This window comes from Streptomyces sp. NPDC046862 (genome assembly GCF_040704615.1).
Lineage (GTDB): Bacteria > Actinomycetota > Actinomycetes > Streptomycetales > Streptomycetaceae > Streptomyces.
This window is the reverse complement of record NZ_JBEYXP010000032.1, coordinates 76,783-102,118: the sequence shown is the minus strand read 5'-3', so window position 1 is coordinate 102,118 and position 25,336 is coordinate 76,783. Positions and strand designations below refer to the sequence as shown.

Sequence of the window (25,336 nt, the reverse complement as noted above, 5' to 3'; positions counted from 1 at the left end):
AGGGGATGTTTCGGTCGAGGAGGGGGGAAGTAAAGCAACCGGGCCGGTGTGGGGCGGCTTTGCCTCCGATAGTTGCGTCTGCCGGGTTCTGCCGGTGGCCAGGTGCGGGTTCATCGTGGCTGGTCGCGCCCACGCGGCGGAGCCGCATATTCGACACAGCCCCGCGCCTCTGAAAGACCGGGGGCGCACCCCGTGTTTTTAGGGGCGCGGGGAACTGCGCGAGCAACCACGATGAACCCGCACCTGGCCACCGGCAGAACCCGGCAGACGTGCACCCGGCCACACGCCCTAGCGGTGCTCGAACGCCGCCCGTACCCCCGGCTCCCCGGCCGCCCGAACTCCCCGCACCGCGACCGACGTGAGGTACGTGCGGTCGTCGTCGCCCTCGGCGTACCTGGCGAGCGCGGCGAGGAGCCGCTGTCCCGCCGGGGACGCCCAGCGCGAGTACGGGTGGACCTCGACGCGGGCGATGGCGAGGCAGCCCAGGGCGAGGATCAGGGGAAGCGCGAACCAGAGGGCGATCAGCGCCCGGCTCTCGCCGGAGACCAGCGTCGGCGTCAGCAACGCGACGGTGCCCAGTGCCGCCACGGCCAGGGCGGCGCCCCGCACCTGTCGGACGGCCCCCGCGATCGTGGTCCGCGTGCCCTCCGGGACGGCGAGCCCGGCCGCGACGAGCCGGTCGGCGAGTCGCCGTACGGACTCCGCGGCCGCGGCGGACTGCCGTACGGGAGCGATCCGGGACTGCCCACGCGGTCCTATGGCCCCTATCACCGAGCGCTCCATGTCGTCCCGCCCGTCCGGGTCCACCACGGTCGCCCAGCCGGTGTGCGCGAGCAGCAGGCGCCGTTGCCGGGCCATCGCCACGAGCGTCAGCTCGGCGACCCGTGCGGGTCCGCCGGACAGGAACGCCGCCTCGTACAGCGTCAGATCGCTCCGTACGACCGTGGGGTCGGCCCCGGCGCGCGCGGAGGCGAGGCACAGCCGCGTGCATGCCGTACCGACGGCGACCCAGGCCAGGAGCAGGAGGAGTGGCCACAGCATGGGCGCGTTTCTATGCGACCGGCCGCCGGGGCGCCACGGGTTTTCAGCATGCGGACACAGGGTCACCGGTAGGTCACGTTCCGCTTCAGGCCCGGGTGCCCCTAGTCCTCCTTGGGCCCGGTGGCCGCCGGAGGGAGGCTGTAGCTCGGGGACGGGGTCACCGGGACCGGGGAGCCGGGGTCGCCGGCGGGTCCGGGCGGGGCCGCGGAGCTGGTGAGGGGTGGCGGGCTCGCGGAGGCGGCGTCGCTGGCCAGGCCGTCGAAGTCGACCAGCCCGGTGGCCTCCAGGACCTTCATGTGGTCGAGCACGGTCGTGTTCGCGTCGTCGGCGAGGTCGCGGACCAGGGAGTTGCGGGTGGTGGCGCGGATCTGGGCGACCAGGGAGAAGACCTTGCCGTGCGCCTTGCGCAGGATGTTGGCGAACTCCCGGTCGTACTCCTCGCCCTGGGCCGTGTTCAGGGTGTCCAGCCAGGAACGCTGTTCCTCGGTGGGCTGGTTGGGCAACTGGAGACCGAGGCGGGCGGCGACGCCCCGGACCCGGGCGTCGAGGAACGTGTGTCCCTCGACGAGATGCGCGCCCGCCGTGTGCACGGCCTGCGTCGTGCCCTTCTGCTGGGCCTGCTGTCCCGCGGGCAGCTCCCACAGTCCGGCCAGCCGGACCTTCGTGATGAACTCCCGGTCCAGGCCGGACAGCGGGCCGTACCTGGTGGACACGGTGGACGCGTTGAGCGTCTGGACACCGGTGCCGGAACGGTCCGCGTACGACCAGATCGGAAAGACCAGTGCGATGAGGGTCGCCGTCAGTCCGGCGACGATCAGTCCTGTCCCACTGATCAGTCTGCTGCGGTAGGTGGATCGCATGGTGCCTCCTGTTGCGGCACCGCACGCTAGTGCGCTTCGGGTGCTGACTGACTGCCGATTGGCATGTTACTGCCCGGTCTACGTCAACTGCCGTACAGGAGGGAAGGGTTGATGTGGTCCGAAATGAGTGCTGATTGGTGTATGGGAAGGGATGGGCAAAGTGGGGCGAAGAGGGAGACAGGGGGCGCGAAACCCGTGTGTGGGACACGTGTTTGTTATTCGCGGCACATCTGCCGGGAGTTGTTGCCCGCCCGCGCCTAAGAGGGCTCGGTGTCCGTCTACGCTCAGCGGCGGAGCAGGACCCGGCGGGTGGCGCGGGCCAGGCGGGCCGTCGGGCGCTCGGCGCGCGGAGCGGGACCCGAGCGGTCCAGCCACCACTCGCGCAGGTGCCGCCGCACCTCGGCGTCCTCGGGGCGCCCGGCGAGCAGCAGGTGCTCGGCGAAGTCCAGCGCGTCACGGCGGTAGCCGCCGCTCATCGGGTGCCCGTGCGTGTACGCCAGGAAGGCCGGGCGGTACGACTTCCCGAGGATCTCCGGCAGTTCCGGCGCCACCTTGGCCACCACGTCCGCCCGCTTGGCCCCGAGCGCCCGCGCCTGCACGCCCAGCCTCACCCGGTCGAACCCCTCGGGAACGGGCGTCCCCGCCACCAGGGCCGAGAGCAACGAGGCCTGCGCGAGCCCGAGCCGCTGACGGGCCGGGTCGGTGGACGGCTCCGTGTCGTCCCCGCGAGTATCACTGGCAACGGACGCGGCCTCGCCGTGATCGGCATCGGGCCGGGGCACGGTGCCGCGCTCCTCGCCCTCGGTGCCGTCCCGACCGGTTTCCGCCACGGAGGCCCGCCGTACCGTGTCCCGGATCTCGGCCAGCTCCCGCTCCAGTTCGGCCGGCTCGGGGAAGTTCTCGTCCCGCTCCAGCAGGACCCCTGGCGGGGTGACCCGTGAGGCGAGGTCGGCGAGGACGTCGAGAACGGGCCGCGGGACGGGGTGGGCGTGGCTGTCGTGCCAGACGCCGTCGCGTTCGAAGCCGCCCGCGACATGGACGTACGCGATGGCCTCGACCGGCAGTTCGTCGAGGGCCTTGGCCGGGTCCTCGTCCCGGTTGACGTGGTTGGTGTGGAGGTTCGCCACGTCGATGAGGAGCCGGACGCCCGTGCGGTCGGCCAGTTCGTACAGGAACTGGCCCTCCGTCATCTCCTCGCCCGGCCAGGCGATGAGCGCCGCGATGTTCTCCAGTGCCAGCGGCACCGGCAGGGCGGCCTGTGCGACGCGTACGTTCTGGCACAGGACGTCGAGCGCGTCCCGGGTGCGCGGGACCGGAAGCAGGTGTCCGGCTTCCAGCGCGTCGGACGCCGTCAGGGAACCACCCGCCCGCACGAAGGCGATGTGCTCCGTGACGAGTGGGGCCTGAAGCGCCTCCGCACGCTCCGCGAGCGCCCGCAGCCGGTCCTCGGCGGGACGGTCCGCACCGCCGAGGCCGAGCGAGACGCCGTGCGGGACGACCGTGACACCGCGCTCGCGCAACCGCGTCAGCGACTCGGGGAGGTGGCCGGGACAGACGTTCTCGGCCACGACCTCGACCCAGTCGATCCCCGCGCCCGTCCCCTCCCCGGTCCGGGCGCCCGTGCTGCCCCCGTCCCCGATCCCGGCCATGCGCTCCACGGCGTCGGCGATCTCCGGCCGCCACCCGATCCCCGTCCCAAGCTGCTTCATCCTCGTCCCCTCCTCGGTCACGTCGGTCACGGCTTCACCAGGACCCTGTGGGTCGTCTCCCCGTGGCGGACCTGTGTTCCGGCGTGACTTCACCATGACCGCGGTACCCCGGGCCGAACCCCTCGGAGGGGACCTTCAGAGCAACATTTGAGCTTGCGGCTGAGCTTGCGGCGCTTTTCTGTTCTCCGGTCCGTTCTCCGGCTCACCGCCGGTTCGGTCTACTGAACCGCCGGTTCGCCCTGGTCGTCGTTGAGTTCCTCCGGGCCCGGCCGGCTGGTGTTGATCACGCCGGGTGCTCCGGGCGAGACGGACGAACTCACGTCGGGGTTGGTGCTCGGCTCCGCCGCGGGCGCGGAGGCAGGCGACCGTCCCGGAACCGGCGGCGGCGGACCGGTCGGGCTGGCGGTCCCGGTGACCGCACCGTTGGCGATCTCCTGGAAGTCGACCGCTCCGGTCTTCTCCAGGATCGTGATGTGGTCGAGCACGGTCTGGTTGGCGTCCGAGGCCAGCTGGCGGACCAGCGTGTTGCGGGTGGAGTTCCGTACCGCCGCGATGGCCGGGAAGATCTTGCCGTGCGCGGCCCGCAGGCGCATCGCCCACACCTTGTTGTAGTCCGCGTCGCTGGCGTTGGTCATCTCGTCCAGCCAGCCCTGCTGGTCGGAGTTCGGCTGGTTGGGCAGTTCGACGCCCAGCTTCCCCGCGATGATGCGCACCCGCTTGTCGAGGTCGGTGTGGCCCACGATCAGGTGGTTCGCCGCCTCCTTCATGACCGTGTCGGAGGAGCGCTCCAGTGCCTGCTGGCCGGCAGGCAGCTCCCACAGACCCGCCAGCCGCACCTTGACGATCAGGTCACGGTCCGCCGGGGTCAGCGGCCCCCACTGTGTGGTCACCGTGTCGCCGGTGGGTATGGCCGCCTGTGCGGCGGCATTGCGCTGGGGGTACGAGTACACCACTGGGTAGGCGAGTGCGCCGATCGTGCCGGCGATCGCCAGGGCGACGAGGACAGAGCCCTTGGAGCGTCGCAAATGTGCCTCCCGGAGGAAACCAACTGGTCGTTGGGGAACTGTTGCTTGGCCAGTGCCAAGAGGTACGTACGGGCCGGTCGGCATGTTCAACCGGCCGTGGATCGGCCGTGTGGCCGGTGACACATGGGAGCGGTGGCGCGCCGGCACACCTCGCGCGCACAGCCGTCATCGGCGTGAACGCGTGGGGCACGCGGGGAACGCGGTGAGCGCGAGGAGCTCCGGCCTTGCCGGCCGGACGCCGTCGGCCTGGGGCGCGGGCAGCGGCGCCGCCGACTCGTCAGATCGTGCCGTTGGCGATGGCGTCGAAGTCGACCTGCCCGGTCTTCTCCAGGACGGTGATGTGGTCGAGCACGGTCTGGTTCGTGTCCGAGGCCAGCTGGCGCACCATCATGTTCTGGGAGAGGTTCCGCACCGTCCCGATGGCCGGGAAGATCTTGCCGTGGGCCGAGCGCAGGAGGTTCGCCCAGGTGCGGTCGAACTCCTTGCCCTGGGCCTGCCTCATCTGCTGCAGCCATCCCTTCTGCTGGTCGTTCGGCTCGTCCGGGAGTTCGACGCCCAGCTTGGTGGCGACGGTGCGCACCCGCTCGTCGAGGTCCTTGTGGCCCACGATCAGGTGGTCCGCGGCCTCCCTGACGCTCTTGCTGGACGACTTCTGCATCGCCATCTCGGCGGCCGGCAGCTCCCAGAGTCCCGCCAGCCGCACGCGTTCGATCAGGTCCCGGTCGGAGGCGGTCAGCGGACCCCACTGTGTGTTCACCATGTCTGCCGACATGTTCGCCTGTGCGGTGCCGGACCGGTCGTCGTAGGACCACACGGGGAACGACAGCGCCCCGACAGTGACGACGAGAGCCGTGCCGGCGATGATCGAGGCCTTGATGCGCTCCAAATGAGCCTCCCCTGGGAAACCAACTGGTCGTTGGAAACTGTTACTTGGCCAGTGCAGGGAGATACGTAGGGAACACCTGTGTTGTTCAACCGTGTCAGTCGGCTCGCTTCTGCCGCAGCGCCGGGTGGTCCGCCACCACCGTGCACGACCCCGGGGCGATCTCCGTGAAGCCGGCGTCCCGGACGACCGGGAGGCCGGAGACGGTCAGGCGCCGCCAGCGGTCGGGGTCAGGGGTGCGGACGGAGAGGGGGAAGCCGGCGTCGCGCCAGGCCGCGCGGTCCGCGTCGGTCAGTTCCCACCAGGCCAGTTGGGCACCGTGGCCCGCCTGGGCCATGGCCTTGCCCGCCGACATGCCGATCTCCGGGCTCATCCAGAGGACGGGGGCGGTCGGGTCCGTGTCCGCCGGGGGCTCCGGGTCGTCGAGGTCCGTGCCGGAGACCTGGAGGCGGGCCAGGTCCTTGGGCCAGCCGTCCAGGGGGACCGGAGGGAAGACCCGTACCTCCGCGGACTTGCCCGTCACCGTGATCCCGGGCAGTGCCTCGGCCCGGCGCCACTCCGCGCCACGCGCCCGGCGGACCACCTTGCGGATCCGGGCGTCCTGCCAGTCGCGCATCACCTGAGCCCACTCGCCGTCGCCCAGGGACCGCTCGTCGCTCAGCACGACCAGGACAGCGCGGGCCGCCGTCTCCAGCGCGTCCGTACGCGCCGGGGGAGCGGACCGCTCGATCCGCACCACCAGCGGCAGCACGAACTGCGGGGCCTCGTCACGCGACACGGACTCGACGCGGAACGGGCTGTCCTCCACGGAGCTGTCCTCCACGGAGCTGTTCTCCACGGAGCTGTTCTCCACGGAGCTGTTCTCCACCGAGCCGTCCGCCACTGTGCCGTCCGTCACTGCGCCGCCGTTCACCGAGGTCTCTGCACGCGGGTCACTCGTCACGCACCCCAGTCTGCCAGGCGGAAGATCCGTTCCCCTGCGCGTGCCCGCACATCCGTACGAAGATGGGCCGCATGGCACGTGAGGCACCGGAAAGCGAACAACAACGGCTGCGGCTGGAGGGCGTCGGCCGCCGCTACGGGCGGCGCGGCCCCTGGATCCTGTCCGGCGTCGACCTGGAGGTGCCCCCCGGCGCGCTGATCCGCGTCGAGGGCGCCAACGGCACCGGAAAGTCCACGTTGCTCCGCCTCCTCGCGGGCCTCGACGCGCCCACGGTGGGCCGGATCGTCGGGCGCCCGCGCACGGCGTACGTCCCCGAACGCTTCCCGGCCGCGCTGCCGTTCACCGCGGCCGACTACCTCATCCACCTCGGCGCCGTCCACGGACTGTCCCGCGCGGCGGCCGCCGACGCCGCCGACGAGTGGCTGGAGCGCTTCGGCGCCGCCGAGCACGCCCGGACGCCGATGTCGGAACTGTCCAAGGGCAGCAGCCAGAAGGTCGCCGTCGCCCAGGCCCTGCTCGCCGAACCGGAGCTGCTGGTCCTGGACGAGGCCTGGACCGGCCTGGACGAGCCCGCCCGCGGTGAGCTGGAGCGCGCCGTGGTCGAGCGCACCGCAGCCGGGGGCACGGTGGTGTTCGTCGACCACGACCCGCGCCGGCTCGCGGGGCTGCCGGACGCGACCTACGCCGTCGTCGAGGGCGCCCTCGACCCCCGTACGGGCCATGCGAACGCGCATGCGGGAGGCCCGCACGTGGTCGTCAGGGCGCGGGGACCGGAAGGGGCCACCGCGCCGGCCGAGGTCACGGAACTCGCGGCCCTGGTCGAGGAGGTGGCGGGCGACACCCACCGGATCAGCGTCCCGGAGTCCCGCTCGGACGCCCTGCTCAGGGCGCTGCTCGGGGCCCGGCCGGCGTGGCACGTGGTGAGCGTCGAGCCCCAGCCCGTGTGGGGCGTCGTGCCACCGCCCCGTACACCCGACCCCCTCGAGACCGAGAGCTCCTGATGACCGCGCTCCTCCGCTACCAGGCCGCCCTGCTCCTGCGCTCCCAGCGGGCGCTGCCGCCCGTGATCCTTTACACGGCGGTCCTCGCGATCGGCGTGCAGAACGGGCAGCCCGTGCTGGACTCCCTCGGCTGGACGGCCGCCATGCTGCTGCCCGTGGCCGCCTGGCTGGTCCGCATCTGCGCCACCAACGAACCGTCCGCGGCCCGGAGCTGCGTGGGCGCGGCGGCGGGCCCCGAACGGGCGCACCTCGCCTGCGTGACCGTCGCGCTGGCGGCGGCCGCGGCACTCGGGGCCGTGGCCACGGTCTTCGTCACGTTCATCAGCGACGCGACGAGCGCCGACCACCAGATACGGGTGTCCGCGCTCCAGGCCGGCGCCGCCGGACTGCTCGCCACACTCGCGTGCGCGCTCCTCGGCACGGCCGTCGGCGCGCTCACCACCCGTCCGCTGCTGCGCTCGCCGGGCCGGGCCGTGCCCGCACTGCTGCTGGGCGCGCTCCTGGCGCTCGTCGTCACGGGGTCCCCGGCGAGGGCGGCGGTCAGCGCGCTGGTCAGCGGTTCGAAGGAGGGCACGGTCCCGGTGCCCGTCCTGCCCCTGGCGGGCGCCGCGATCCTCACGGCGGCCGCGATCGCGGTGGCCTGCGCCCTCACGACCCGCCGCTCGTCCTGAGCTGGTCTTCGTCGGGGGCCGCCGCGACCCCGTACGCACCCACGTCCGGTCCCGGTGTCCCGGTCACCCCGAGCAGGCCGTTCGCTCCGCCTCCCGCCACTCGCAGACCGGGCAGAGCGTGACGCCCTTGTACGACTCCGGGTACTCCGTGGGCTCCCGGCACAGCACGCACTCGGCGTAGGGCGGGCCGTCGGCCCTGGGCGGACGCGTGTCCTCCGCCCTGATCGTGCAGTAGTCGCCGTCACTCATGTGTCCAGCGTAGGCGGGTCCGCCGGGGAGACCCGGACCGAGTCGCGGCTCACAGCTCCCGTTGGTCCAGGGGGCGGGTCGCCGGGCCCTGGACGACCTTGCCGTCGATGTCGAAGCGGGAACCGTGGCAGGGGCATTCCCAGGTGTGCTCGGCGGAGTTGAAGGCGACGAGACAGCCGAGGTGGGTGCAGCGGGCGGACAGGGCATGGAGGGTGCCGTTGTCGTCGCGGTGGACGGCGCAGTGCTTGCCGTGGACGCGGACGACGCCTCCCTCGCCCGGCGGGATCTCGTCGACGTCCTTGACGTGGTGGACGCGGTCGGCGACGAAGTGCCGTACGACGTTGGCCTGGTGGCGCAGGAACGCCGGTGCCTCGCGCACCGCGGAGCGCACGCGGCGCGGATCGTACAGGTCGGCCCACGGCGGCCGGTCGCCGGTGACGAGGCCGGCGAGGAGCCGGCCCGCCATGATGCCGCCGCTGATGCCCCAGCCTCCGAAGCCGGTGGCGACGTACGTGTGCCGGGCGCCCGGGTGCAGAAGGCCGACGAGGGGCACGGTGTCGGTGGAGTCGTTGTCCTGGGTGGCCCAGCCGTAGGTCAGGTCGACGCCCGGGAAGTGCTCGCGGGCCCAGTCGGAGAGCCGCTCGAAGCGTTCGGCCGGGTCGCCGGTGCCGGGGGTGAAGGCCTCGCCGGTGACGAGGAGGAGCCGTTTGCCGTCCCCGTCGTGCGGCGCGGTGCGCACGGAGCGGAGTCCCTCGTCCGGCGTGATGTACATGCCGTCCGGGTCCTGGCCCGCGTCGATCGTCCCGGCCACCACCAGCTCGCGGCGAGGGGAGAGCCGCGTGAAGAGAAGGGCCCGGTCGAAGACGGGGTAGTGCGTGGCGACGACGACGTCACGCGCGGTCACGCTCGCGCCGCCCTCGCTGGTGACGCGGCAGGGCTCGCCCTCCTCAAGGCCGACGACGGGCGTGTGCTCGAAGAGGAGCCCGCCGCGCCGGGTCAGGTCCTCGACGAGTGCCAGCAGGTACTTCCGGGGATGGAACTGGGCCTGCCCGGTGACGCGCACGGCGCCCTCGACGGGATACGGCAACCCCGTCTCCGTCCCGGCCACGTACTCGGCGGGCAGCCCGGCCTCCCGCGCCGCCTCGGCCTCCGTACGGATGTCGTCCACGCGCTCGGGGCTCTGTGCGTACGTGTACGCGCTCCTGCGCTCCCACTCGCAGTCCGCGCCCAGCTCGCCGATGATCTCCGCGGCCCGGTCGACGGCTGCGAGCTGTGAGCGCGCGTACAGCCGTGCTCCCTCGACCCCCCGGGTCCGCGGCAACCGTCCGTACGCGAGCGTGTGCAGGGCGCTCACCTTGGCGGAGCTCCGGCCGGTCACTCCACCGACGACCCGCCCGGCCTCCAGCACGGCCACGCTGCGCCCTTGCCGGGCGAGCTCCCAGGCGGTGCTGAGGCCGGCGATTCCCGCGCCCATGACGGCCACGTCGACGGTGAGGTCCTCGCCCAGGGGCGGGTACGGTTTCGTCGGCGCGGTCTCCATCCAGTACGAGCCCCGCGTTTCGTCCATGTCGGCCGAGTACCCAGGTCCTGCGGGGCAATCGGTGTGGGGTGTCACAGCCCCGCGCCCCTTACGGGACGCGGAGGTCAGCAGGTCAGGTGCGGCGCCATGGGCCCGTCACCGCGAACGTCGTGCCCGGGGTGTAGCAGTTGACGTACATCGTGTCGCCGTCCGGGGAGAAGGTGATGCCGGCGAACTCGCCCCACTCCGGTTGCTCGGTGGTGCCGCCCGCCGCGGTAGCGGCTGATGTGATCACCTGGGCGTTGCGGGCCATCGCGTAGACCTCGCCGCGGCGGGTCACGCCGAAGACGTGCTGGGCGCCGTTGCCGTCCTCGCAGACCATCAGGCCCCCGCTGGGGGCGAGGCAGATGTTGTCGGGGGACTCGCCCGGGAGCTGGACGTCGGTGCCCGGGCCGAAGACGATCACCAGGGTGAGGCGGCGCCGGGCCGGGTCGTAGCGCCAGATCTGGCCGTAGTGGTCCGCGGCCGAGCCGTCCGCGCTGCGCGCGAAGGACGAGACGAAGTACACGCTCGTGCCGCCCCAGTAGCAGCCCTCCAGCTTCTGCGCGTGCGTGATGCCCTGGGGACCGAAGTCCTGGAAACGGATGGGGGTCTGCGCGGCGAGCGGGTCGGGGACGTCCACCCATTCGATGTCGTCGAAGGTCGCGCCGGTCTCCTGGATCGTGGAGAGGTCCCGTACGCCGGGCACGCGCATCGCCTGGAGGTGGCCGCCCGCGCGCAGGGAGCCGAGCCCGCCCCGCGGCTTGTGGGGGAGGAACCGGTAGAAGAGTCCGAAGGGCTTCTCGAAGGCGTCCTCGGTCTCGTAGACCACGCCCCGGCGCGGGTCGACGGCGATCGCCTCGTGCTGGAAGCGGCCCATCGCGGTGAGCGGTACGGCGCCGCTGCGGTGCGGGTCCGCGGGGTCGACCTCGAAGATGAAGCCGTGGTCCTTGGTGTAGCCGTTGGTGCCCGCCTTGTCCTCGGTCTCCTCGCAGGTCAGCCAGGTGCCCCAAGGCGTGGGTCCGCCCGCGCAGTTGACGGCGGTACCGGCGATCGCGACGCGCTCGGCGACGACGTCGCCCCGCCGGTCGAGCGTCAGGGCCGTGCAACCGCCCTTGCCCATCGGGTCGTACGTCAGGCCCTCGACCGTGGGAACGCCGATGCGGCCGGTGACGCGGTTCTCGTGGTTGCGGACCAGGTGGACGTGACCGTGTCTGCCGGCGAAGGCGGACATGCCGTCGTGGTTGCTGGGCACCTGGCCCTCGCCGGAGCGGAGCGGGTCGCCCTCGCGGGACAGGACCTTGTAGCGGAATCCCTTCGGCAGGTCGAGCAGACCGTCCGGGTCGGGGACCAGCGGGCCGTAACCGGAGTGGCCCAGGCCGCTCTGCGCGGCGGCCGTGCCCGCGAAGAGTTCGGAGAGGGCGCCGGTGAACGCGATGCCCGCTCCCAGAGCACCGGAGCGGGCCATCAGCTGACGTCGTGTCACTGACATGGAGGGACCTTCCTGTTGGCGGACAGGATGTGACCCGCCTGTGTGTATCACGCGGGTCAGGTCCCGTGAACCACGCGTGTAGAAGGTCTCACTCCTTACGCGGTGGCGTCACTCCGTCAGCCTCGGGCCGCAGCGGGGTGACCTCGGGCGGCCGCCCGTCGGGGCGCCGCGTCTCGCGAAGCTGTGTCTCGGGATGCTGTGTCTCGGGCGGCTGCTCCTGGTGTGCGCGCTCCAGGAACCGGAGCAGTTCCACGGGGAAGGGCAGGACGAGCGTGGAGTTCTTCTCGGCCGCGACCGCCACCACGGTCTGGAGCAGGCGGAGCTGGAGCGCCGATGGGGTGTCGGCCATCTGCTGGGCCGCCTCGGCGAGCTTCTTCGACGCCTGGAACTCCGCGTCCGCGTTGATGATGCGGGCCCTTCGCTCACGGTCGGCCTCGGCCTGGCGGGCCATCGAACGCTTCATGGACTCCGGCAGCGACACGTCCTTGATCTCGACGCGGTCGACCTGGACGCCCCAGCCCACGGCCGGACTGTCGATCATCAGCTCCAGCCCCTGGTTGAGTTTCTCGCGGTTCGACAGCAGATCGTCGAGGTCGCTCTTGCCGATGATCGAGCGGAGGGAGGTCTGGGCCATCTGGGAGACGGCGAAGCGGTAGTCCTCCACGTTGATGACGGCGCTGACCGCGTCGTGGACCCTGAAGTACACGACCGCGTCGACGCGTACGGTCACATTGTCCCGGGTGATGCCCTCCTGTGCGGGAATCGGCAGCGTCACGATCTGCATGTTGACCTTGCGGAGGCGGTCGACGCCGGGGATCACCATGGTGAAACCGGGCGCACGGGGCTGTCCGAGCAACTGTCCGAGCCGGAGTACCACGCCGCGCTCGTACTGCTTGACGACCCGTGCGGCCGCCGCGAAGTACACCGCTCCGGCGCAGCCCACCGCTACGGCTGCGCTCACCAGGGCCTCGATCATGACGACCCCCTTTCGGCCGTCGTTCATGCGGTCGGATTTGCCGCGAATACCACGATATGCCTGCGACGGCTTGGAGGGGAGGGGAGAGGCCTGCGGGTCGGTGGGCGGCTGCGGATTCGTTGTGGCTGGTCGCGCAGTTCCCCGCGCCCCTTGAAAGCCTCGGGCGCGCCCCGAGTCCTCAGGGGCGCGGGGAACTGCGCGACAGGGGCGCGAGGAACTGCGCGACCAGCCACCATGCACCCGCAGCCGCTCACACACAGCACCCGGCAGACGAGATGCCCAAAGGGGATGGGGCTGCCGGTGCGCAACAGCGTCACCGGCAGCCCCATCCCCCAAAAAAGACCTACAGGCTCGCCGTCTCCGACGTCACCCTCACCGGCTCGGTGTCCGGCGTGCTGTGGCGCTCGGCCCAGTTCTCCAGGGCCGTGCGGCAGGCGTGGTCGAGGTGGTGGAGACCGGAGAGGTCCACCTCGATCGGGCGGTCCTGAGGCAGGGCCTCCAGGCTGTCGAGGATCTTCGGCAGCCGCAGGAAGGTCGCGTTGCCCGACAGGTACGCCTGGATGGGTCCGGCGCCCTTGTCGATGACCTCCAGCTTGATGTGCGAGGCCTCCCACGCGGTCTTGACGACCGAGAGGGCGAGGCCGATGAGGACGCCCTCGAACATGTTCACCGCGACGATCGACACGGCGGTGACCACCAGGATCAGCGCCTCACCCCGGTGCGTCCGCCACAGGCCCACGATCCCCCGGAAGGGGATCAGCTTCCAGCCGGCGTGGACGAGGATGCCCGCGAGGGCCGGGATCGGGATGAGCGCCAGCGTGGACGGCAGCAGCGCGGCGAAGAGCAGCAGCCAGACGCCGTGCAGAACCCGGGAGGCCTTCGTCCTCGCGCCCGCCGCGACGTTGGCCGAGCTGCGCACGATCACCGCGGTCATCGGCAGCGCGCCGAGCGCACCGCACACCGCGTTGCCCGCGCCCTGGGCCATCAGCTCCTTGTCGTACTCGGTGCGCGGCCCGTCGTGCAGCCGGTCCACGGCCGCGGCGCTGAACAGCGACTCGGCGGACGCGATCAGCGTGAACGCGATGATCGTGCCGATGATGCTCACGTTCGCCAGCTCGCCGAAGGCCTCGAAGCCGGGCGGCTGGATGGAGTCCAGCAGACCCTTCACCTCGACCGTGGCGACGGGAAGGCTGAAGCCGAGGGAGGCGAGGGTGGCCAGGAGCACCGCGGCGAGAGCGCCGGGCACGGTCTGCGCCTTCTTCGGCAGCCGCTTCCACAGCACCATCACGGCGATGGTGCCCGCGCCGATCGCGAGCGAGGCCAGTGCCTCGGTGCTGCCGAGGGCGTCGGCGGCCGCGCCGGGCAGCCCGGCGATCTTGTCGAGACCGGAGGCGGGGGCCTTCAGCCCGGCCGCCGCGTACAGCTGGCCCGCGATGATGACGAGCCCGATGCCGGCCAGCATGCCTTCGACGACGGACACGGATATCGCCCGGAACCAGCGGCCCAGCTTCAGGGCGCCCATGGCGAGCTGGAGCAGTCCGGCGGCCAGCACGATGACGCCGAGCGCGGGCAGCCCGAACTCGTTGACCGCCTCGAAGACCAGCACGGTCATTCCGGCGGCCGGCCCGGACACCTGGAGGCTGCTGCCTCGCAAGAAGCCGGTGACCAGGCCGCCCACGATGCCGGTGACAAGTCCGAGCTCTGCCGGGACCCCGGAGGCGACGGCGACGCCCACGCACAGCGGGAGGGCGACGAGGAACACGACGAGCGAGGCGGCGAAGTCCTGCCTCAGGTAAGGGAACTTGGTCAGCACGGTCGTTCCCCCGCTCACAGAGACTCGAACGAGTCGGTGTCCGCGCGGTGTTCGCGCACGGCCCCGGTGTGCACTTCGTAGTACCAGCCCCGCAGGCGGAGCCGACCCGCCGTCAGACGCTGTTCGATGCACGGGTAGGAGCGCAGCCGCAGCAGCTGCGCCAGGACGTGGTTCTGCACGGCGTCCGCGACCGTGGGGTCCGACGGGTCGTCGCACTTGGGCTCGTCCGCGGCGTGCGCGAGCCACTCCTGTACGGCGGGTACGGCCGTCAGGTCGTCGCCGCGCACCAGCGCGCCGATCGCACCGCAGTGCGAGTGACCGCAGACCACGATGTCCTGCACGCCGAGGACCTCCACGGCGTACTCGATGGTGGCCGCCTCGCCGGTGCAGCGGTCGGAGGCGTACGCGGGCACGACGTTGCCCGCGGTGCGCAGTTCGAAGAGCTCGCCGGGCCGGGCGCCCGTGATCAGGGCGGGGACGACCCGGGAGTCCGAGCACGTGACGAACAGGACTTGGGGGGACTGGCCGTCGGCCAGCCCGGCGAACTCCTCAGGGCGCTGTCCGAACGTACGGGCGTTGTCGATGAGGGGCTGCATGGTGAGTGACTCCTCCTGGCGCGTCATGGTGGCGCGTCGGGGTGGACAAGACAGAGTGTGGGGGGAAAGGACTCTGCTGCTCAGCAGCGGAAGACCTGGAGTGCGGCCGGGGTGTGGGCCGTCCGTGATCTCGCCGCCCCGTGGTGAGGCGTGGTGCGGGCGACGGGCTCGTGAGCGGACGCCGGATCCGCCTCCAGCAGCGGACGCTCGGGTGCCTGGGGCACCGAGTCGGCCGTGCGATGCCGGTCGTTCCTGGGCAGGGGGACGATCGGGTCCCCCTCGTGGTCGCACTTGCGGTGGGTGACGACCTCGTCGCGCAGAGCCTTACCCGTGAGTACCTTTCCGGGCGCGGCGTTGACCTTGGTGTCGCGGGCGATGTGCGCGGATGCGAAGGACGCCATGGGTGTGAAGAAAGGGAGGCACAGCAGGACGGCTGCGAGGAGCACAACCACGGTTCGAGCCGTCTTACCTTGCAACATGTGCCTCCCCTCGATAGCTGGCGGTCTTTTCGGCGCGTCAACAGATGGTCAACGGCGGGTCAAGAAGAACGTTAACCCGGCAAAGTTGTTTGCAGGGTTAACTTAACGTTTCATGCTGAAGAGAGCCTGAAAAGCAAGGCAGCGTTGGCTGGAACTGGCCCTTGACCTGCTGGAGTTCAGTGCGTACGCGCCCTCGGCGTGGCGTGCGGCAGGGCGTGGCGTGGCCGGGGGTGGCCTGTGCGGTTTGGCCGGGGGTGGCCGGGTGCGGCGGGGTGCGGCCTGGTGTGGTGTTCGGTGGGCGCGTGAGGCTGTGCGCCTGGTTCAGCGTGTGACGGAGCCCGCGCGGGGCGATGGGGGACGCGACCGTCCCGCGCGTGACGATCCCGCGTACGGGGGTCTGGCGCACGGCGGCCTGGCGTATGGCGGTCCCGTGTCCGGCCGCCCGCTCAGTGCTCGACGAGCCCCTTGGCGTCGCGGGCGAGCGCGGTCAGGCGGGAGATGGCCCGGAAGTACTTCTTGCGGTAGCCGCCGTTCAGCATCTCCTCGCTGAACAGCTGGTCGAACGGCAGCCCCGAGGCGAGGACCGGCACCTCGCGGTCGTACAGCCGGTCGGCGAGCACGACGAGCCGCAGGGCGGTCGACTGGTCCGGAACGGGCTGCACACCGGTGAGGCACACGGCCTTCAGGTCGTCCGTGAGGGCGCCGTAACGGCTCGGGTGGACGCGCGCCAGGTGGTCGAGGAGCTGCGGGAACTCGTCGAGCGAGGCGCCCCCGGTGGCGTACGCGGCCTTGGTGACCTGCTCCTCGGAGTACGGCGCCGGGGCCTCGGGCAGCCCGCGGTGGCGGTAGTCCTCGCCGTCGATGCGCAGGGCGCGGAAGTGCGCGGACAGCCCCTGGATCTCGCGCAGGAAGTCGGCCGCCGCGAACCGGCCCTCACCGAGCTTGCCCGGCAGGGTGTTCGACGTGGCGGCGAGCGCGACACCCGCGTCGACGAGCTTGCCGAGCAGGGTCGAGACCAGGACGGTGTCGCCGGGGTCGTCCAGCTCGAACTCGTCGATGCACAGCAGACGGTGTCCGGACAGGGTCTGGACCGTCTTCTGGAAACCGAGCGCGCCGACCAGGTTCGTCAGCTCCACGAACGTGCCGAAGGCCTTCAGCTCGGGCTCGGCCGGGGTCGCGTGCCAGAGGGAGGCCAGCAGGTGGGTCTTGCCGACGCCGTAGCCGCCGTCGAGGTAGACACCGCGCGGGCCGGTGGGGATCTTCTTCCGCGGCTTGCCGAAGCCGAAGAAACCGCGCCTGCCGCCCGAGCCGCCCGCGGGCGCGCCGCCGAGCCCCGCCGCGAAGCCGCTCAGCACCCGGACGGCCTCCGTCTGGCTGGGCTGGTGCGGGTCCGGGATGTACGTGTCGAAGCGCACCGAGTCGAACCGGGGCGGCGGCACCATCTCGGCGACCAGCCGGTCCGCGGGGACGTGCGGCTCGCGGGCGCACAGGGACACTGGGACCGCTTCGGGTATGCGATCGGTTCCGGACACGGTGGTGGAGGGCGACGACGACACGGTTACCGAGTCTAAGGGCCGTGCCACACTGCACGACATGCGACGCCTGTTCCCTGTGACCGAAGAGACAGCGATCCGACGGCTCCCAGGCGCGTCCGCCGAGCATGAGTGGAGCCTCGACGAACTGGCCGAGGCGTACGCCTACCCGCCGGCGTCCGGGGGTGCCCCCGAGGCCTGGCTGCGCGCCAACATGGTCTCCACCCTCGACGGGGCCGCCCAGCACGACGGCCGCTCCCAGCCCATCTCCACCGCGGCCGACATGCGGATCTTCGGCACGCTGCGGGGGCTCGCGGACGTGGTGCTCGTGGGCGCCGAGACCGTGCGCCAGGAGGGTTACCGTCCGGCGCGCGCACGCGAGGCCTTCGCGGCGCGCAGGGAGGCCGCCGGACAGGGCCCCGCGCCCGCCGTCGCCGTGGTGAGCGCGAGCCTGGACCTCGACTTCTCGCTTCCCCTCTTCGCCTCGCCCCTGGTCCCCACGCTCCTGCTGACCGGCGCCGCGGCGGCACCCGACCGGGTGGCCACCGCCGAGAAGGCCGGCGTCCGGGTCGTGATCGCCGGGGACGGCATGGGGGTGGAGCCCGCCCGGGCCGTCCGCGCCCTCGCCGACCTGGGGCACACCCGGCTGCTCACCGAGGGCGGCCCGCGTCTGCTGGGCCAGCTGGTGGCGGCGGGCGTACTGGACGAGATGTGTCTCACGGTCGCCCCGATGCTGACGGCCGGGGACGCGCAGCGCATCGCCGGGGGCCCCTCCGTCGCCGTACCCAAGCGCTTCGAACTCGTGTCCCTCCTGGAGGAGGCCGGGTTCCTGTTCAGTCGTTACCGTCGAACCTGAAGGGCCGCGGCCGGGACTGAGCGTGCGACGTGCCGTTCTGTTTCGGTTCCGCTGGGCACACTGGAACTCCCGGTCCTCGTCACAGAAGGAGAAGGGCGCCTGCCGTGTTCACGAGCGTTTTGATGATCGAGAAGGCCCTGACGTCCGCCGACGTGGAGTTCGTCACCACCCTGCACGGCGACGAGGCCGTCTCGTTCCACGTGCTGCTCCAGCCCCGCGGCGACCAGGCGGACCGCCTGCTGCGGGCCGTCGACGACCTCGCCCTGGGCGAGCTGGACGAGGCCACCCGTGAGCGTGAGACCCCCGAGGGGGAGGAGGCGCGGGAGCCCGGGGAGCGGGCCCTGGAGGTGTCCTTGCAGGCCCTGCGTGGGGCGGGGCAGGGGGCGGAGGGGCGGTTGATCGAGGATCATCCGCTGGACGCGCTGAAGTCGCTGGTGGACGAGGTGCGGGCGGATGAGGTCATCGTGCTGACCGATCCCCACTACGTGGAGGAGTTCTTCCATCGGGACTGGGCGTCTCGGGCGCGGCACAAGGTGGGGGTGCCGGTGCTGAAGCTGTTCTCGCACAGTAAGGCGTAGCCGCTCCGCTTGGGTTGGGCGGTGGGCGCCGTTGGGGTGCTTGTTGGTTGTCGGGTGCGGGTTTGTTGTGGCTGGTCGCGCAGTTCCCCGCGCCCCTGAGGTGGATGGGGGTGGCCCTGGGCGGGTCAATGCGCCATTGCCTACGCAATAGGCTGGGGGTGACCCTCACCGCAGGGCGTCCTGATCACCGTACGCACCCTTGGGAGAAACACGCATGGCACCCGGACTTCCCTCCGCCATGGGCCGGCCGCACTTCATCGGGATCGGCGGGGCCGGGATGTCGGGGATCGCGAAGATCCTCGCGCAGCGCGGGGCGAAGGTCGCGGGCAGTGACGCCAAGGAGTCCGCGACCGCCGAGGCACTGCGTGCGCTGGGCGCCACGGTGCACATCGGGCACGCGGCGGAGCACCTGGCGGACGACGCGAGCTGTGTGGTCGTGTCCTCGGCGATCCGCGCCGACAACCCGGAGCTGGCCCGCGCGGCAGAGCTCGGCATCCCCGTGGTCCACCGCTCGGACGCGCTGGCCGCTCTGATGGAGGGCCTGCGTCCGATCGCGGTCGCGGGCACCCACGGCAAGACCACCACGACCTCGATGCTCGCCGTGTCGCTGCGGGAGCTGGGCCTTCGGCCGTCGTACGCGATCGGCGGCGACCTCGACGCCCCCGGCTCCAACGCCCTGCACGGCGACGGCGAGATCTTCGTCGCCGAGGCGGACGAATCGGACCGCAGCTTCCACAAGTACGCACCCGAGGTCGCCATCGTCCTCAACGTCGAGCTCGACCACCACGCCAACTACGCCTCCATGGACGAGATCTACGAGTCCTTCGAGACGTTCGCGGGCCGGATCGTCCCCGGCGGCACGCTGGTGATCTCCGCGGACCACGAGGGCGCGCGGGAGCTGACGCGGCGGCTGGCCGGCACGGTGAGGACGGTGACGTACGGGGAGGCCGAGGACGCCGACGTACGCGTCCTGTCGATCGTCCCGCAGGGGCTGAAGAGCCAGGTCACCGCGGTCCTGGACGGCGTGGAGCTCACCTTCGCGGTCTCGGTCCCCGGGCGCCACTACGCACTCAACGCGGTGGCCGCGCTGGCGGCGGGCGCGGCCCTCGGCGTCCCGGCCGCGGAGCTCGCCCCGGCCCTGGCCGCGTACACGGGCGTCAAGCGCCGCCTCCAGCTGAAGGGCGAGGCCGCGGGCGTGCAGGTCATCGACTCCTACGCCCACCACCCCACGGAGATGACGGCGGACCTGGAGGCGATGCGCGGCGCCGCCGGCGAGGCCCGCATCCTGGTGCTGTTCCAGCCCCATCTGTTCTCCCGCACCCAGGAGCTGGGCAAGGAGATGGGCCAGTCCCTGGCCCTGGCGGACGCCTCGGTCGTCCTCGACATCTACCCGGCCCGCGAGGACCCGATCCCCGGCGTCACCAGCGAACTGATCATCGACGCGGCGCGGGCCGCGGGCGCGGACGTCACGGCCGTCCACGACAAGGACGCGGCGCCGTCGGTGGTCGCGGGAATGGCGAAGGCGGGTGATCTCGTTCTCACCATGGGCGCGGGTGACGTCACGGACCTGGGCCCGCTGATCCTGGACCACCTGTCGAAGTGAGGGGTTGAGCTTCATGTCGTACGACATCGAGAAGCCGGACGAGCAGTGGCGCGCCGAGCTGACCCCGGCGGAGTACGCGGTCCTGCGCCAGGCCGGCACGGAGCCCGCCTTCACCGGTGAGTACACCGACACCAAGGCCAAGGGCGTCTACTCCTGCCGGGCCTGCGGCGCCGAACTGTTCACCTCGGAGACCAAGTTCGCCTCCCACTGCGGCTGGCCGAGCTTCTACGACCCGAAGGACTCGGACGCCGTGGAAGTGCTGGAGGACCGCTCCCACGGCATGGTGCGCACGGAGGTCCGGTGCGCCCGCTGCGGGTCGCATCTCGGGCACGTCTTCGAGGGCGAGGGGTACGCGACGCCGACCGACCAGCGGTACTGCATCAACAGCATCTCGCTGCGGCTGGCGGAGGACGAGGGCTGAGCCCGAGAGCTCGTGCCTGGCGGGCGCGCAGGGGTAACGAACTTCCTCTGTTCGTGTGAGCTTGGGGGTGGTCCTCCACGCAGGACCACCCTCTCGCATGAAGCAATGGGCAGTTACCCGGCGCTGACCGCGGAAAGAAAAGGACTGCTGCTGCCGTGCCAGGAGACGCGCAGCGCCTCGCGGGCCCGGGTGCAGGCAACGAACAGCAGACTCAGTTCGCCCAGCAGGTCCTCACGGTGCTGCTGGGGGTCGATCTCTTCCGCAGTGACTGCGCTGCGCAGGGGGACTGTTCCGTCGTTCACACCGGCCACAGCCATGCAACGGAATTCCAGCCCTTTCATACGATGCATCGTCCCGATACGGACACCGTCACCCGCCGCTGTCGACGTGCCGAGAACAGTGGCCGGCAGCCCGGCTTGCCCCAGAGCCTGTGCGATGTCCTTGCCCAGCTGGATGAAGCGCACGGCGACGCCGATGTCGCGCGGCGCCACGCCGGTTTCCACCCACCCGGTGATCTGGGCCACCACACCCGCGATCTCCTCGGGCTTGCTGTCGGCACCGCTCGTCTGTGGTTGTGCGCCGTGCAGAGTGGACCGGTATCCGATGAGGTCCTCGTTCCCGCCATCCATGTCGTCGACCCGCTCTCCGGTGAGGAGGGCCGTGGACCAGGCCAGGATCTCCTGTGTGGTGCGGTAGTTGATGCGCAGACGGGTTGAGCGCCCGGTTACTGAGACCCCGAGACTGCGCAGCGACACCCTGTTTCCGTAGATTCGCTGATGGGTGTCACCCGCGATGAACAGATCATCGGGTCCGGGGGAGACCAGGGCTCGCAGGAGCCGCCACTGCGCGGGGTGAAGATCCTGCGCTTCGTCGATCACCACATGCCGGTAGGGAGGTATGTCGTCCTGCTCATCGAGGAGACGGGCAGCCTCCGCGCACACTTGGAGAAAGGTCCACTCGTCGGCCTGGCGCAGTTCATTGCGGAAGGCTTCGACCGCACGCCATACCTGGGCGCGCTTCAGGGGACTGAGGGCGGCCCCGCGGCCGGCACGCGACGCTTTGAGATATGCCTCGGGGGAGCGGAGATCCTGCGCGAGAACGACGTGCCGCCACTCCTGGTCGAGGAAGACATCGGTGAAGTCGACACCGAGTCGGCGGGCGATGCGTGCCCAGCGCGCGGTGATCTCCTTCTGGCCAGCGACGATCTTCAACGGGGCTTTGTGGGCGGCCCGCACGATTTCGTTGGCCAGCGCGTCCACATTAATGACGCGGATCTTCCCCCGCAGCTGCGCGTCGGGAATCAGTAGTTCCAGGTTGTTCCGGAGGTCGGCGGCGAGATCCCGGGTGTACGTGGTCAGCAGGATCGACTCGTCCGCGGCGTCACTCGGCAACCTCCGTGCCAGATGCAGCGCACGGTGCAGGGCAACCACTGTCTTTCCTGTGCCCGGACCGCCGGTCACACGAGCGGGCCCGTTGTACGTGGGCCGGTAGGCTACGCGCCGCTGGCTCGGGTGCAGGAAAACCCGCCATGCATCGAAGGGTTTGGCCAGGATCTCCATTAGCTCGTCGGGCCCCGAGACAAGTGCGATCCTCCCCTGGGAGCGGGCCATGGCAAGGGACAGCTCGTCGTGGGCCGTTGATGAGGCCGGCTCGTCACCACCCGCAACGACACTGATCTGTTGGGAGACGCTTGGCGAGGCATGCTCCAGTTGAACCAGGACCACCTCTCGCCATACGTCCTCCGGCTCCAGTCCGGCGGCGAGGCCGGCCAGTACGTCGTGTTGTTGCTCGGGAAGGATTTTCCGGAGCGCGTCGAGATGGGCCTCAGTGCCGAGATGCCTTACGAGAGGCAGGAGGTCGGCGTCGATCCCCAGCCGGGTCAGGTCCTTGTCGCTGACGTGTTTGAAGAGGCGTTCGGTGTCCGCCGACGCGAGGTGCTGCACGCCGGCGGTCGCGCGCTCCAGGGCCACGTCGTTGCGCAGTTCGATGCCGTGCGTCGCCGAATTGATGGTGGCACGGTGCTTGACGGCCCACGCGATGGCGTCGTCGTGCGGCATGACCTTGAGCAGCAGGAAGCTGTCCCCCGACTCGGGAGCGAGGACGACACCGCGCATGAACTGGTTGATGCGGATGGTCCGGATGCGAGGGTCGCGCGCCTTCTCGAGCTTCTCGAGATGCAGTCCCGCGTGGCGGTGCTCCCGGAACTTGTCGAACACTTCGTGGACTCGCTTCTGGACCGGCTTTTCCAACTTGGCGAACTCCAGCAGGAAGTCCTTGTGGATTCCCAGCGTCGCCATCAGCGCCCCCGCCTGTGCCGTCCGTCAGTTCTCCTGATCACCGTACCCGTTTCGGCAAGTATGGTGATTGGGTCCGGTACACGTTGGGGGAGAACAGGCGCGTGCACGCTCAGGAAACCACGTTCAGCAAACTTGTGCAGGGCGAGAAGCAGTTCCAGGTTCCGCTTTACCAGCGCACCTACAGCTGGCAGCGGGACGAACTGCAACAGCTGTGGGATGACGTACTGGAACTGGTCGAGGACCAGGTGGAGGGCAGGCCGCCGACCGCTCACTTCCTGGGCTCCGTGGTCCTGGCTCCGGGGCGGATCACCGCAGGTGGCATGCAGCGCTGGCTTGTTGTCGACGGTCAGCAGCGGCTCACCACGCTGATGCTCGCCTTCACGGCGTTGCGGGATCGCCATCGGGAGCGGGGGGTGGACAAGAAGGCCGCTCGTATCCACGATCTCCTGCTGGTCAACAGCTATCGGGATGGCGAGGACCACTACCGCCTGCTGCCGACTCAGGCGGACCGGGATGCCTTCACTGCCTGTATCGAGTCATCGCCGAAGGCCGGAGGACCTGGAAACGTCGGTGCCGCCTACCGGTTCTTCCTGGGCGCCCTTGCCGCGGGTGAGGAGAGCGGTGGCGAGGTGTGGACGGACGCCGTGGAGACGGTGTTGAGTAGCCTGCTGTCCATCGTTGAGATCACCGCTGCCGAGGGCGACAACGTCTACCGGATCTTCGAGTCGATTAACAACACCGGCGTGGGTCTGAGCCAGAGCGATCTGCTCCGCAACTACCTCTTCATGTATCTGCCGACCCGTGGCGAGTCGGTGTACCGCAATCTCTGGCTGCCCATGCAGGAACAGCTCGGCCCGGAGAACCTCGAACTGCTTGTCTGGCTCGACCTGGTCGTGGGTGGCAACAGCCGGGCCAAACAGAGCGAGATCTACCGTGACCAGAAGAAGCGCCTGGAGCCGCTGAGCGGAGACGAGTCGGCGCTTCAGGCCGAGATCGAAGCGCTTGCCCAGCGGGCCGGACGGCTGAGGCGGATCTTGGAGCCCGGGCTTGAGGGGGACCCGGAGTTGCGTGAAGCGCTGGAGCGACTGACCCGGTGGGGTGGTCAGACCCACTACCCTCTGGCCCTCCACCTGCTCGACCTGGTCGACACCGGACAGGCCACCGCGCACGAGGCGGCAACGGCGCTGGCGTACGCCGAGAGCTATATGGTCCGGCGCCTGTTCGCCGGGCTCTCCACAACCGGCAGCAATCGGGTCTTCATGGAGCTTCCGAAAGAGCTGGAGAAGGACGGCTCCCCGGCAGAAGCCGTCCGCCGGTTCCTGTCGAGGAACAAGACGGGGGCGCGTGTATGGCCGGGAGACGAGGCCGTCCGTGAGGCGATCCGTGACCGGCCCTTCTACAAGACCGGCCGCAGCAATCAGCGGTTCCAAGTGCTGCGCAGGCTGGAGGAGAGCTACCGCTCGAGCGAGCCGGTCGACTATGCCAAGGCGAAACTCACCGTGGAGCATGTGCTGCCCCAGAGCCCCGCACAGCAATGGTTCGACCTGCTGGCCGAGGAGGCCGAGGACGACGAGAGCTCGGACGAACTGCATGCGCTGCTCGTCCACACGCTGGGCAATCTCACACTCTCCGCGGACAACGCACGGCTTTCGAACCATCCCTTCCGTCGCAAGCAGGAAATCCTAGATTCCAGTGCCCTTCGTATGAACCAGGGGATCGCGGCACAGGAGAGGTGGGGCAGGAAGGAAATCCTCGCGCGGGCCGATGAACTGACCGAGCGGGCGGTGCGGTTGTGGCCCGGCCCTGTCGAAGGAATGGTCCATGCCCACGACGAGTGGGCGGGCTGGAAGGAGCTGCGGGCCGCACTCCTGGCCATGCCGGCGGGGACGTGGACAACGTATGGAGATGTCGCCGCGCTGATCGGTACGCACGCTGTCGGGGTCGGCAGCCACTTGGCGTCCAAGCCGGGACTGCACGGCGCCTACCGGGTGCTGACAGCCGATGGCCGTGTCTCCGAGGGCTTGCACTGGACCGGCGATGAGCATCCGGGTGACCCGCAGACCCTTCTGGAAGCGGAGGGCGTCCCTTTCGACACCTCCCGCCGAGCCCGCCGCTCCCATCGGCTAACCAGCGGGGACCTGGCCACCCTCCTCGGCAAGGAGGTCTCCGACGAGATCTCGCCGACTCACGATCCGGATGACGAACAGCAGACGGCCGCTGCCCGCTTCGAAGCGCAACTGCGTGACAACCAGACACCGGAGACCGTCGAGGGGGTGCTGGGCGCACTGCGGTTCTGGGAGCAGCAGGGCGGCTACCGCGCGTACGGCAAGGCAAGCGAGACAAGCTGCTTCCCGAATCTCGATGTCGGCGGTGCACTGGAATCGCGGAAGCTGTGGCCGCTGGCGATCTATCCGGTCACGGGTACGGTCGAGGCCGTCTTCCAGCACCTGAAGCTACGGCCGCCCTTCGACGACGAGCCCCTTCGACGCGAGCTGATGACCAGGCTGAACAAGATCGATGGCATCGATCTCGCCGAGGCGAAGCTCGACCTTCGTCCGTCCTTCCCGGTGGAGGTCTTCGCTGGCCACAGCGAGGAGATCTGTGTGGTTCTGGAATGGTTCGTGCATACGGTCGCCTTGTCGGAAGCCCGTCGGCCCGTGTCGGCAGACGACTGATCCGCAGTGTTCTGAAACCGGTTGCTGGCTGGAACTCGGCCTTACTTGAAGATCATTGCTCGAGTAACCTGCGCGGAC

The 25,336-nt window shown here is 70.4% G+C and carries 23 protein-coding genes; 8 read left to right on the top strand and 15 right to left on the bottom strand.

The window, feature by feature from the left end:
* Positions 1-288 precede the first annotated feature (288 nt).
* The 6 genes from AB0959_RS31295 to AB0959_RS31270 all read right to left on the bottom strand — a co-directional run bounded on the left by AB0959_RS31295 (position 289) and on the right by AB0959_RS31270 (position 6,341).
* Positions 289-1,041 carry a TIGR04222 domain-containing membrane protein gene (locus AB0959_RS31295; protein WP_366830021.1) on the bottom strand — a complete coding sequence of 251 codons (753 nt, stop codon included), beginning with the start codon at positions 1,039-1,041 and terminating at the stop codon, positions 289-291.
* A 101-nt stretch (positions 1,042-1,142) separates the two neighbouring features.
* Positions 1,143-1,901 carry a DUF4142 domain-containing protein gene (locus AB0959_RS31290; RefSeq protein ID WP_366830020.1) on the bottom strand — a complete coding sequence of 253 codons (759 nt, stop codon included), beginning with the start codon at positions 1,899-1,901 and terminating at the stop codon, positions 1,143-1,145.
* Between the two features lie 284 nt (positions 1,902-2,185).
* On the bottom strand, positions 2,186-3,610 hold the full coding sequence (locus AB0959_RS31285; protein WP_366830019.1) for a DUF692 domain-containing protein: 1,425 nt from the start codon (positions 3,608-3,610) through the stop codon (positions 2,186-2,188).
* A gap of 218 nt (positions 3,611-3,828) precedes the next feature.
* Positions 3,829-4,635 (bottom strand): DUF4142 domain-containing protein, encoded by an 807-nt coding sequence (locus AB0959_RS31280; protein WP_366830018.1) that lies wholly within the window; start codon positions 4,633-4,635, stop codon positions 3,829-3,831.
* A gap of 277 nt (positions 4,636-4,912) precedes the next feature.
* Complete coding sequence (locus AB0959_RS31275) at positions 4,913-5,521, bottom strand: DUF4142 domain-containing protein (protein WP_366830017.1); 609 nt, start codon at positions 5,519-5,521, stop codon at positions 4,913-4,915.
* A gap of 94 nt (positions 5,522-5,615) precedes the next feature.
* Positions 5,616-6,341, bottom strand: coding sequence for a peptidyl-tRNA hydrolase (locus tag AB0959_RS31270; protein ID WP_366830053.1), 726 nt, complete (start codon positions 6,339-6,341; stop codon positions 5,616-5,618).
* Here AB0959_RS31270 and AB0959_RS31265 point away from each other — a divergent pair.
* Genes AB0959_RS31265 through AB0959_RS31255 form a run of 3 tightly spaced genes read left to right on the top strand, consistent with a single transcriptional unit; the run spans position 6,273 to position 8,133 of the window.
* Positions 6,273-6,659 carry a pentapeptide repeat-containing protein gene (locus AB0959_RS31265; protein ID WP_366830051.1) on the top strand — a complete coding sequence of 129 codons (387 nt, stop codon included), beginning with the start codon at positions 6,273-6,275 and terminating at the stop codon, positions 6,657-6,659. The two genes, AB0959_RS31270 and AB0959_RS31265, sit on opposite strands and share 69 nt — an antisense overlap.
* Positions 6,617-7,462, top strand: a complete 846-nt coding sequence (locus AB0959_RS31260; RefSeq protein WP_366830050.1) for an ATP-binding cassette domain-containing protein — start codon at positions 6,617-6,619, stop codon at positions 7,460-7,462. Before AB0959_RS31265 ends, AB0959_RS31260 begins: the two co-directional genes overlap by 43 nt.
* Positions 7,462-8,133: an ABC transporter gene (locus tag AB0959_RS31255; protein ID WP_366830016.1), complete on the top strand. Its 672-nt coding sequence runs from the start codon at positions 7,462-7,464 to the stop codon at positions 8,131-8,133. Before AB0959_RS31260 ends, AB0959_RS31255 begins: the two co-directional genes overlap by 1 nt.
* 63 nt (positions 8,134-8,196) lie before the next feature.
* Here the strand turns inward: AB0959_RS31255 and AB0959_RS31250 are convergent, their stop codons facing one another.
* The 8 genes from AB0959_RS31250 to zapE form a co-directional block, all read right to left on the bottom strand.
* A complete protein-coding gene (locus AB0959_RS31250) occupies positions 8,197-8,382 on the bottom strand; it encodes a hypothetical protein (protein ID WP_366830015.1) in 186 nt (61 codons plus the stop codon).
* A gap of 49 nt (positions 8,383-8,431) precedes the next feature.
* Entirely contained in the window at positions 8,432-9,949 is a 1,518-nt protein-coding gene (locus tag AB0959_RS31245; protein ID WP_366830014.1) for an FAD-dependent oxidoreductase, read from the bottom strand.
* An 85-nt stretch (positions 9,950-10,034) separates the two neighbouring features.
* Entirely contained in the window at positions 10,035-11,432 is a 1,398-nt protein-coding gene (locus AB0959_RS31240; RefSeq protein ID WP_366830013.1) for a PhoX family protein, read from the bottom strand.
* A gap of 88 nt (positions 11,433-11,520) precedes the next feature.
* Positions 11,521-12,408: a slipin family protein gene (locus AB0959_RS31235; RefSeq protein ID WP_366830012.1), complete on the bottom strand. Its 888-nt coding sequence runs from the start codon at positions 12,406-12,408 to the stop codon at positions 11,521-11,523.
* Between the two features lie 343 nt (positions 12,409-12,751).
* A complete protein-coding gene (locus AB0959_RS31230; protein WP_366830011.1) occupies positions 12,752-14,221 on the bottom strand; it encodes a SulP family inorganic anion transporter in 1,470 nt (489 codons plus the stop codon).
* A gap of 14 nt (positions 14,222-14,235) precedes the next feature.
* Positions 14,236-14,817 carry a carbonic anhydrase gene (locus tag AB0959_RS31225; RefSeq protein WP_366830010.1) on the bottom strand — a complete coding sequence of 194 codons (582 nt, stop codon included), beginning with the start codon at positions 14,815-14,817 and terminating at the stop codon, positions 14,236-14,238.
* Positions 14,818-14,897: 80 nt separating this feature from the next.
* Complete coding sequence (locus AB0959_RS31220) at positions 14,898-15,218, bottom strand: hypothetical protein (RefSeq protein WP_366830009.1); 321 nt, start codon at positions 15,216-15,218, stop codon at positions 14,898-14,900.
* A 524-nt stretch (positions 15,219-15,742) separates the two neighbouring features.
* Complete coding sequence (gene zapE, locus AB0959_RS31215) at positions 15,743-16,852, bottom strand: cell division protein ZapE (RefSeq protein WP_366830008.1); 1,110 nt, start codon at positions 16,850-16,852, stop codon at positions 15,743-15,745.
* A 37-nt stretch (positions 16,853-16,889) separates the two neighbouring features.
* Here zapE and AB0959_RS31210 point away from each other — a divergent pair, with 37 nt between their 5' ends.
* The 4 genes from AB0959_RS31210 (at position 16,890) to msrB (ending at position 20,286) form a co-directional block, all read left to right on the top strand.
* A complete protein-coding gene (locus AB0959_RS31210) occupies positions 16,890-17,684 on the top strand; it encodes a pyrimidine reductase family protein (RefSeq protein WP_366830007.1) in 795 nt (264 codons plus the stop codon).
* 104 nt (positions 17,685-17,788) lie between these two features.
* A complete protein-coding gene (locus AB0959_RS31205; RefSeq protein WP_366830006.1) occupies positions 17,789-18,262 on the top strand; it encodes an indole-3-glycerol phosphate synthase in 474 nt (157 codons plus the stop codon).
* A 214-nt stretch (positions 18,263-18,476) separates the two neighbouring features.
* On the top strand, positions 18,477-19,865 hold the full coding sequence (murC, locus tag AB0959_RS31200; RefSeq protein WP_366830005.1) for a UDP-N-acetylmuramate--L-alanine ligase: 1,389 nt from the start codon (positions 18,477-18,479) through the stop codon (positions 19,863-19,865).
* A gap of 13 nt (positions 19,866-19,878) precedes the next feature.
* Positions 19,879-20,286, top strand: coding sequence for a peptide-methionine (R)-S-oxide reductase MsrB (gene msrB / locus AB0959_RS31195; RefSeq protein ID WP_366830004.1), 408 nt, complete (start codon positions 19,879-19,881; stop codon positions 20,284-20,286).
* Positions 20,287-20,399: 113 nt separating this feature from the next.
* Here msrB and AB0959_RS31190 read toward each other — a convergent pair whose 3' ends face one another.
* Positions 20,400-22,583: a UvrD-helicase domain-containing protein gene (locus AB0959_RS31190; protein WP_366830003.1), complete on the bottom strand. Its 2,184-nt coding sequence runs from the start codon at positions 22,581-22,583 to the stop codon at positions 20,400-20,402.
* 101 nt (positions 22,584-22,684) lie between these two features.
* Here AB0959_RS31190 and AB0959_RS31185 point away from each other — a divergent pair, with 101 nt between their 5' ends.
* Positions 22,685-25,258, top strand: coding sequence for a DUF262 domain-containing protein (locus tag AB0959_RS31185; protein WP_366830002.1), 2,574 nt, complete (start codon positions 22,685-22,687; stop codon positions 25,256-25,258).
* The last annotated feature ends 78 nt before the right edge of the window (positions 25,259-25,336 follow it).